8 protein-coding genes are annotated in these 8774 nt (G+C 47.2%); 1 reads left to right on the top strand and 7 read right to left on the bottom strand.

Annotation, left to right across the window (positions count from 1 at the left end; genetic code table 11):
• Positions 1-1135 (bottom strand): Ig-like domain-containing protein (locus BGL48_RS07945; protein WP_141698073.1); only part of this gene is annotated, 1135 nt, incomplete at its 3' end.
• A 217-nt stretch (positions 1136-1352) separates the two neighbouring features.
• Entirely contained in the window at positions 1353-2249 is an 897-nt protein-coding gene (locus BGL48_RS07940) for a LysR family transcriptional regulator (protein ID WP_069362152.1), read from the bottom strand.
• A 100-nt stretch (positions 2250-2349) separates the two neighbouring features.
• Here BGL48_RS07940 and metE point away from each other — a divergent pair, with 100 nt between their 5' ends.
• Positions 2350-4620 carry a 5-methyltetrahydropteroyltriglutamate--homocysteine S-methyltransferase gene (metE, locus tag BGL48_RS07935; RefSeq protein WP_069362151.1) on the top strand — a complete coding sequence of 757 codons (2271 nt, stop codon included), beginning with the start codon at positions 2350-2352 and terminating at the stop codon, positions 4618-4620.
• 51 nt (positions 4621-4671) lie between these two features.
• Here metE and BGL48_RS07930 read toward each other — a convergent pair whose 3' ends face one another.
• Genes BGL48_RS07930 through BGL48_RS07910 form a run of 5 tightly spaced genes read right to left on the bottom strand, consistent with a single transcriptional unit; the run spans position 4672 to position 8767 of the window.
• Positions 4672-5766 (bottom strand): phosphatase PAP2 family protein, encoded by a 1095-nt coding sequence (locus BGL48_RS07930; protein WP_077659574.1) that lies wholly within the window; start codon positions 5764-5766, stop codon positions 4672-4674.
• A gap of 8 nt (positions 5767-5774) precedes the next feature.
• Complete coding sequence (locus BGL48_RS07925) at positions 5775-6386, bottom strand: OmpA family protein (protein ID WP_069362150.1); 612 nt, start codon at positions 6384-6386, stop codon at positions 5775-5777.
• A gap of 13 nt (positions 6387-6399) precedes the next feature.
• Positions 6400-7713, bottom strand: coding sequence for a TadE/TadG family type IV pilus assembly protein (locus BGL48_RS07920; protein ID WP_069362149.1), 1314 nt, complete (start codon positions 7711-7713; stop codon positions 6400-6402).
• Between the two features lie 3 nt (positions 7714-7716).
• On the bottom strand, positions 7717-8274 hold the full coding sequence (gene tadF / locus BGL48_RS07915; RefSeq protein WP_069362148.1) for a tight adherence pilus pseudopilin TadF: 558 nt from the start codon (positions 8272-8274) through the stop codon (positions 7717-7719).
• The gene (locus tag BGL48_RS07910) at positions 8255-8767 is read right to left on the bottom strand and encodes a hypothetical protein (protein ID WP_069362147.1); all 513 of its coding nucleotides are present in this window, start codon (positions 8765-8767) and stop codon (positions 8255-8257) included. The genes tadF and BGL48_RS07910 overlap by 20 nt, the downstream gene beginning before the upstream one ends.
• Between the last annotated feature and the right edge of the window lie 7 nt (positions 8768-8774).

Raw genomic sequence — 8774 nt, 5'->3', positions numbered from 1 at the left:
TGTTGGTTGCTGTGTCTGGTTTTTGTTCATCTGGTTTGGCTTCGGCCTTGTTGGTTGCACACTTGTGTTCCGAGTTCTCTGTCATCCGTCGTCCTCCCTGACTGGTCGTGGTGTCCGCCGCCAGGTCGCTGCCGGCCACGTCCACGCTCCACTCGCCGTTTTCATCCACGGTGGTGGTGTACTCGGTGCCGTTGATGGTCATGGTGACCTGATCGTTTGCGGCGATGTCGCCGCCGCTCGCGCTGCCGGTGACCGGGATGGTCTCGCCCGCTTCTTGCGCGTTGATCACGTCATCGTTGGTGATGTCGTTCACGCTGACCGTGCCTGCATCCGCGGTTTGGTCAACGTCTGCTTGATCACTGCCCGGCGCGGAGGTGTTGCCGGAGGTGTCGGTAATGGTGGCTTCTACGGTTAACGTTTCTCCGTCTGCGGGCGTATCCGGGAGGGTCACGACAACAGAGCCGTCGGTAATATTGTCTTCTGTCACGGTAAAGGTTTGTCCGTTCACCGTTAGTACATCACCTGGATTGGCGTTGGTCCCCGTCAGGCCGATAGACACACGAATACCATCGCCAATTTCTTGGCTGCTAATCACACCATCATTGTTTGCATCGTTGAGGATGGTTACCCCAGGGGCATTAGGAGCAGTGGAATCTACTAAGCGCCCCAAACCATCTTCTTCGTTAGTACCAATCGTGCCTGCATTGTTGGCAATCGAGTCAGAGTCAAACCCGGAGCTCGCAATGGTCTCGCTTCCATCGCGCTCAACATTGACATAACTCCATGATCCACTCCCCGTTGCTTCACCACCAGCCGCGGTTGCTTGATCTTCTTGAATGGTGATCTCGCCTTCACCATCAAGAATTTGTTGCTGAATCTCGGCTATTTCATCTTGAACATCTTGCGGCAATCCATCGAGCACGGCGCCGGGCTGCTGTCCCTGAGCCTCAACGGCGAGCAACGTTCCGTCGCTGAGTACAATAACAGCCTCACTGTTATCTGGCAGAACCAGCTCGGTTCCAGACGGAAAGGACGTGCCTTCGGTCACTGTCATTGGTGTGCCATTAACAAGCAGCACACCATTTCCCTGGATACTTTCGACGTTTACATTGCGAGAGAGCGAGATTGTTTTCATAGCCGGGACTCTTTATCCATAAAAAATGTGAGGTGCATTCAAAGCCTATCACTTGCATTATCTAAGGAATTAGACTTCTTCGAAAGTAATTTTACTCCGAAATGTGCACTTTGTACGGCTCAAAATTGAGACAATGCGTAAGTCTAGATGGAGGTTTGAAACGGCGCGAACACATGCCCTTACATATTGGTTTTAACGGAATTAAGTGTTTTATCTCTTAGCCATACCGCTGCATGATGGTTGAACTGGCCTTTTCGATAAAGTCTTGGATGTAATCATCTCTCTCTCCGGCACGTATTCCTAAATGAATGGCTTTATTGATGCCGCTTTTTCCCATACGAAGAATATGTAATTTAAGTTGTTGTTGGTACTCTTCCGCCAGCCACTTCGGTAAGGCCGCGATGCCTCGTCCTGCGGCAACCATATGTAGCATAATATCCGTTGTTTCAATGGTTTTATGTTTACGTGGCGCACAATGTGCCGGCGCGAGAAACTGAGTAAAAACATCGAGACGAGCCTGATCGACAGGATAAGTGATCAGTATTTCTGATGTGAGCTGATGAGGTTCAACGTATGTCTGATCGGCCAAGGGGCTTTGTGGGCTGGTGACAAGCACAAGCTCGTAGTCAAATACAGACACATACTCGATACCAGGTTTAAATAGAGGGTCCGGCGTGACAAGCACATCAATGTCATGGCCAAAGAGCGCTCCTAGGCCACCGAATTGGAACTTCTGTTTCACGTCAACATCCACATCCGGCCATTGGTGCAAGAAAGGCTCAACCACCTTAAGCAGCCACTGATAGCAGGGGTGACATTCCATGCCGATGCGTAATGTGCCGCGCTGACCTTGAGCAAACTGTTTGAGCTGTTGTTCGGCATGCTCAAACTGCGGAAGCATACGCTCAGAAAGAGTCAGCAAGTACTCACCAGCCTGAGTGAAATGCAATTGTCTACCTGATTTTTTCCACAGACTAACGCCTATCTGACTTTCTAATTTTTTCATCGCATGGCTAATGGCAGATTGGGTGAGATAAAGCGTCTCTGCCGCCGCGGTCAGTGAGCCTTGCTCTTTTATTGCGCGCAAAATATGAAGATGATGACGTTCTAACATGTCTTTCCATGATCAGATTTCATTAATTGATGAAATAATGCCATTTTAGTTCATAACGAGAAAGCCCTATGCTGAACTCAACTTAAAGGAGGACGTATAGATGGCTAAAACTCATAATCTCGGTTTTCCCCGCATAGGGGCACAGCGCGAACTAAAATTTGCACTCGAACGTTACTGGCGTGGTGAATCATCACTGCAAGATTTGACCAATACGGCGGCGGATCTACGCCGTACTCATTGGCACCAACAAAGTAAGCTCGATACAGTACCAGCGGGTGATTTTTCCTTTTATGACCATGTGCTTGATACCAGCTTTTTAGTCGGCAATGTCCCTGACCGTGTGGCTGATCATCAAGATAACACCCTCGATAACTACTTCCGCGTCGCTCGCGGCCGCTCGGCAAACGATACCGGTTGCCAGTGTGTCCACGCTGGTGAAATGACTAAATGGTTTGACACCAATTATCACTACATCGTGCCAGAATTTACCGCGCAAACAACGTTTAGTCTTCATGCTGACAACCTGTTGAACCAAATAGAAGAAGCCCAACAAGCTGGTGTTCAGGCTAAACCGGTTTTAGTCGGCCCCGTCACATATCTGTGGCTGGGCAAAGAAAAAGATGCCTCTAATAAGCGGGATCTGCTCGATAAGCTATTGCCCGTGTATCAAACGCTTCTAAGCAGCCTGGCAGAAAAAGGCGTTGAGTGGGTCCAAATCGATGAGCCTATTTTGGTGACTGAGCTCACGCCTGAATGGCAGACGGCGCTAAAAACCGCGTATCGTGTATTAAGCCAAACCAAGGTCAAGTTATTGCTGGCGAGCTACTTCGGCGAACAAGCTGAAAACCGCCCATTGGCGCAATCCTTGCCTGTTGACGGCTGGCACTTGGATGCTATTCGTGGCCGAGGGGATGTGGATGCATACCGTGAAGCGCTTAGCGATCAACACGTCCTATCTCTGGGGGTGATTAATGGCCGTAACGTTTGGAAAACGAATCTCAATGCCACGTTAGAATGGATCGAACCGATTCACCAATCTCTAGGGGATCGCCTCTGGCTCGCGCCTTCTTGCTCATTACTCCATGTACCCGTCGATTTGGCGAGCGAACACAAGCTCGATCCTGAAGTAAAAAACTGGCTCGCCTTTGCCCATCAAAAACTCGAGGAGCTGGATGTGCTTGCCAGCGCACTCAACCATGGTAAGCAAAGCGTTCAACAAGCACTGGCCGACAACCGCCAGGCTATTGAGAGTCGTGAGCAGTCACCACGCGTGCACAACCCTAATGTGCAAGCCGCATTAGCGGCAATGACACCGCATCTGGGTAAGCGACAACGCCCGTTTGCAGAGCGTATTCGCTTGCAACATGAGCAGCTCCAATTACCGCGTTTCCCAACCACCACTATAGGATCATTCCCGCAGACTAGCACCATTCGCCAAACACGCTTGCAATACAAAAAAGGCGAGATTGATGCGGTGACCTATCAGGACATTATGCGCAAAGAGATCGCTCATGCGGTGGAAAAGCAAGAAGCTCTCGGGCTTGATGTCTTGGTTCATGGTGAAGCTGAACGTAACGATATGGTGGAATACTTTGGCGAACAATTGGATGGTTATGTGTTTAGCCAGTTCGGTTGGGTGCAATCGTATGGCTCTCGCTGTGTGAAGCCGCCGATTTTATTTGGTGATATTGAACGCCCGAAGGCAATGACCGTGGAGTGGACCCAGTACGCACAATCTCTCACCGATAAGCCGCTCAAAGGCATGCTTACCGGACCGGTGACAATTCTCAACTGGTCGTTTGTCCGCGATGATCAGCCGCGAGCGCAAACCTGCAACCAACTGGCACTGGCGATCCGCCAAGAGGTGCAAGATCTCGAGAAAGCCGGCACCAAAATTATTCAAATTGATGAAGCAGCTCTGCGTGAAGGCCTACCTCTTCGTCGCAGTGAGTGGCAACACTATCTCGACTGGGCCATCAATGCGTTTAAAATTGCGGCTAATGGCGTGAGTGACGAGACGCAAATCCACACCCATATGTGCTACTCCGAGTTTAACGATATTATTGCATCGATTGCGGATATGGACGCTGACGTGATCACCATTGAAACCTCGCGCTCGGATATGGAACTGCTGGATGCCTTTGATCACTTTGACTATCCCAATGACATCGGCCCAGGCGTGTACGACATTCACTCCCCCAATACGCCAAGCCAGGCACAAATTCTTGGCTTAATGGAGAAAGCCGCCGCCCGTATTCCTGAAGAAAGATTGTGGGTGAACCCAGATTGCGGCCTAAAAACGCGCCAATGGGATGAGGTGATCCCGGCATTAGAAAACATGGTTGCAGCGGCAAAAGCGCTTCGCGAATAATAGTCAGATAATATCTAATAAAAGAGATGAGCCTTAAGTGCTATACAATAGCTATTGATAGGGGCTCACTCTTTTAGGATCTTTTACAAATAAACCAACAACATACCAGACGAGCAACGTCAATATAAAGCTCACGATACCATCGACTGCATAATGCCACGCTAATAAAAAAGAGCCGATATAAATGATGAAAGCATACAACCAAAAGATAATACCAATCCATTTTTGGACATGTGTTAATCCTAAAGCCATCAATACCGCCATTGAAACATGCATGCTTGGCATGGCTGAAATGCCAGCTCCCGCCTTAACACCTTGCTCTACGTGAAGATTGTATAGCCAGTCTTGCATAGATAGCGCCCACAGAGGAAAGGGATAATCCGAGGCGATAAGGTAAGCGTCGATACTTCGTAATCTCTCCATCAAATCCTGATAAGGTTCAACGGCTAAACCTGGATGAACGCGAGAGAAAAAGGCAGGTCCAGCAGAGGAGAAAAGGGTTGCGCACACGACACCTAAAGCCACCCAACATGCAAGCCAAGAATATAAGTACGTACTTCTCACTCGACTCGGTAATTGAAAGCAAAAAAACGCAAAAACGCCGAGGACAGCGAACAGCCATACATTATAAAAGAGGTTAAGTAGCATCATAAAGGCTGGATATTGGTACAGCCAATCAAAAAAACGCCAAGCATCTTTTCCGAAAAAAAGAAGTCTATCCATTTCAGCAAATGCACTATCCCACGCAAACTCTCCAACTGTATATACTGATACCTTTGCTGTTGAAAACGCACTCATAAAAAAGGCTATAGCATAAAGTAAGAAGACACCTGACAAAATATAATAACGCCTAGTAAAAATAGACTTGATCAGATAGCCAAACTGCCTTATTGGTCGCTTTTCTCTAACAACAATTAGATATATAAAATAACTCACCAAGAAAAGTGCCCCTACTACCTTAAAGAGTATTTTTAGATAAGGGAAATAAGAGCCATCAGCAAAGGAAAAACTGCCATTAACAAAAATATTGTATAGCACTAAGGACAGCGTGAGTACACTTCCGTATAAGAGAATCCCTACATTGGGTAAAGCTGCTTGCTTAAAAAGCCGCCACTCCCTCTTTATTAATAAAATGACTTTCGACATAAAGGTTGCTAAAACACATCAACCTCGACACGGCGATTAATAGCGCGCCCCTTCTCGGTGTGATTGGTCGCAGCAGGTTGTATTTCACCTTTCCCGTCCAGCGTCATTGTGTTGACATCAGCAGACGGAATAAAGGGGACAACCGCGTTCGCCCGTCGCTGTGACAGTTGCTGGTTATAGTGTGCGCGGCCGACATTATCAGTATGACCGGTAATCGAGATCTGTGATGGGTGCTTTGCTAACGCCTGCGCTAAGCGTTGCAAAATCACTTGGCCTTGGGAAGAAATACGCGACGTATCAAAATCAAAATGCACACGCGCCACCGGCGAATTGGGCGCTTTTTGCCAATAGGCATGACTTCTAATAAAACTGGCACACTGTGGCGACACATCAAGTGCATCAATTTGCTCGATCAGCCATTGATCCTTGGTAGTGGTTTGGGGCGCAACCGTGAGTAGTTTATTATTCTGATAAGTGCGCGCGATGACGCCCTCACTACTCGTCACCTGATAATGTGCCGATCCTTCTTGCATGATGCAATAGGTATCAAATAAGGCGTCACTCGCCCATACGATATTGGGAAGGCTTAGCACGAGTGCAATATTGATCCATTTAATCATTGGATGCTCCTTGTTATGGGGCAAGATGACCGATTTCTTCAGAGATTAGCTCTAATATTTTGTTCTTGATAGCCGCTCTATCTTGTGCTTGGTAGATATTCTCTCCACCAACACAATTTTTAAGCTCTGGGTGTTCGAAAACATCATAGTCAAAGCCCACCACTACCATACGCGCTTTAATACTGACTCCGTCTTTGCTCTCGTTTAGCTCGTCATAAATAGTCGAACATAGGCCTTCGTCGATGAGACGCTGAGTGACTGTTCGGTAAGAATCCTCTCCATCTGACAACACTAAAAGCAACCGTCTAGGGTTCGTTCCTTCTTTTAGTATTTGAGCGCCCCGGATAATCCCAGCATAAGATGACGTTCCACTGCCGCCACTAGCAGGAACAGAGAACTGAGAAACATTAGATTTAAAACCCTCTACATTACTGGTTAAAGGTAGATCGTAAAAATAGGATACATTTGTTACTTCCCATTCATCTAACGCCTCATGAGCAGAGCTGTTCATGAAAAAAACGTCATCCACCGTACCCGAGTAGTCGATATCATTCGGCCTTGAACCCGGGAGGCTCTCATTAGGGCCGTAGTTACTATAGCTAGAGAATTTGAGGTGCCTGACAAACTTTCTTCTAGAGTTAAACCAGTGAGATGAATAAAAGTCATACCCAACGAAGGCTATTCTATTTTCTACTTCGGAAAAAAAACTATTATATTTTTTAATCTCGTCGGCCACTTCAGCGATTATATCTTTTAAGTCTTGATATTTTTGTTGGCTGCCACCAGTCCAATTGTTATACATAGAGGCAGAGAAGTCCGATACTAGCACCACATCAACAGCTTCGGATTGATATTTTCTTGCCACAGACTGACCCGCCACACCATAATCATCATCAAAACCTATGATGGCTTCATTACCAGGAAACCAGGAGGGCTGTTCCAAGTTTGCTCTCAATTGATATTCAAAAAAAGGTTGTTGATTGGGATCTGTTTCATCACAGGATGGGTTGATATCACAAGATATTTTCGTTATTTGAAGCTCGTTGTCTATTATCCTAGCTTGAGGGAAGTAGTAAGCGATATACGCTTTAGCGGTCTCTCTTTGTACATTAATATCGTCAGCATTTTGACCAGCAATAGCAAGCGTTGCCACTTCAACCGCCTCCTCTAGGCGCGCCTTGTCCTGCACCGCACGCGCACCATCTGTACCTAGGGTAAAAATGCCAAACAGTATCGGAATAAACAGGGCGAATAAAATGGCGGCATGCCCTTGCTGCTGACGATAGTAACCAGGGGCTGAGTGAGCAAAACCTTGTTGTAAGCGCATAAACTATCTCCCCATTACCACGGCGCGCGACGATACGCGCGAGAACGCTTCACCAATAAGATTGCCGTACCAATTATCGGTGTCGTAGCACAAGGTCACTTGGTATAAGGTGGCTGGCCGCCCAAAGGTCGTGGTAAAGCTGAGATCTTTACTCGGGGGCGTTGCCTGGCACAGGGTTCCAGAAGGTGCAGACCACTGGCTAATAATCTTGGTTTGATCTTCTTCGTCCGTCTCTCCAACCCCTTGACGAACATGAAGCGCAAATCCGAGCTTGCTACTGTCAAAATTAGTCATGCTGCGCGTGAGGGAGTTTCTGACGATGATGTAAGCTTCTTCGGCTTGCTCCTCGCCCACTTCAAAATCGTCCTCACCAAACAGCTCAGTACGCTCTTTAATGATATTCGCCGCAGAGAAAGCCATACGATCGAGCTTACCTTTAACACTCAATTTAATGATGATATCGGCACTGAACACCAGCAGCAGTGCGAAGAAGACCCCGACGATAGCAAACTCGACGGTAAAGTTACCTTGCTGATGAACTTTAAAGCGCGAAGGTTTCACGTTGGTATTCCTGTATCACTATCATTTCACGGGAAAAAAGAGTGTTTTTATCCAAAAATAAGTTAAAGGTAGGTTGATAGTCATAACTGACGTTATAAATGGCAATCGGCGCTTTCTCAGGCTCGCCACACACGGTTTCTCTATCGTCTTCATCTTCAGACTCACAGCCCTCCGTGATCGTGGCAAGGGTGTTGTATTCATTCACATAATGAACACTGATCCGATAATTATCGACATCGATCAACGCATGCCAAAGACTACTGTCATCATTAAGGGATTGTTTAAATACGGGTAGAAAATCTTCGGTTTTTTGTTTTTTCGCATGCTGCGCAGCTCTTGAGATAGCCAAATCGCCCAACGCCGATACATATGACATAAAACTCATTTCCACCCAGGCAGCACACATTAGCCAAAATGCAAAAAAGCCGCCAACAAATTCTATCGTTGCGACACCAGAATGCCGGCAGGGAGCGTTTCGCTTTGGTAACATCATTGATTGG

The organism is Salinivibrio sp. SS3 (assembly GCF_001722105.1).
GTDB lineage: Bacteria > Pseudomonadota > Gammaproteobacteria > Enterobacterales > Vibrionaceae > Salinivibrio > Salinivibrio kushneri.
This window is presented reverse-complemented; position numbering and strand designations above follow the sequence as displayed.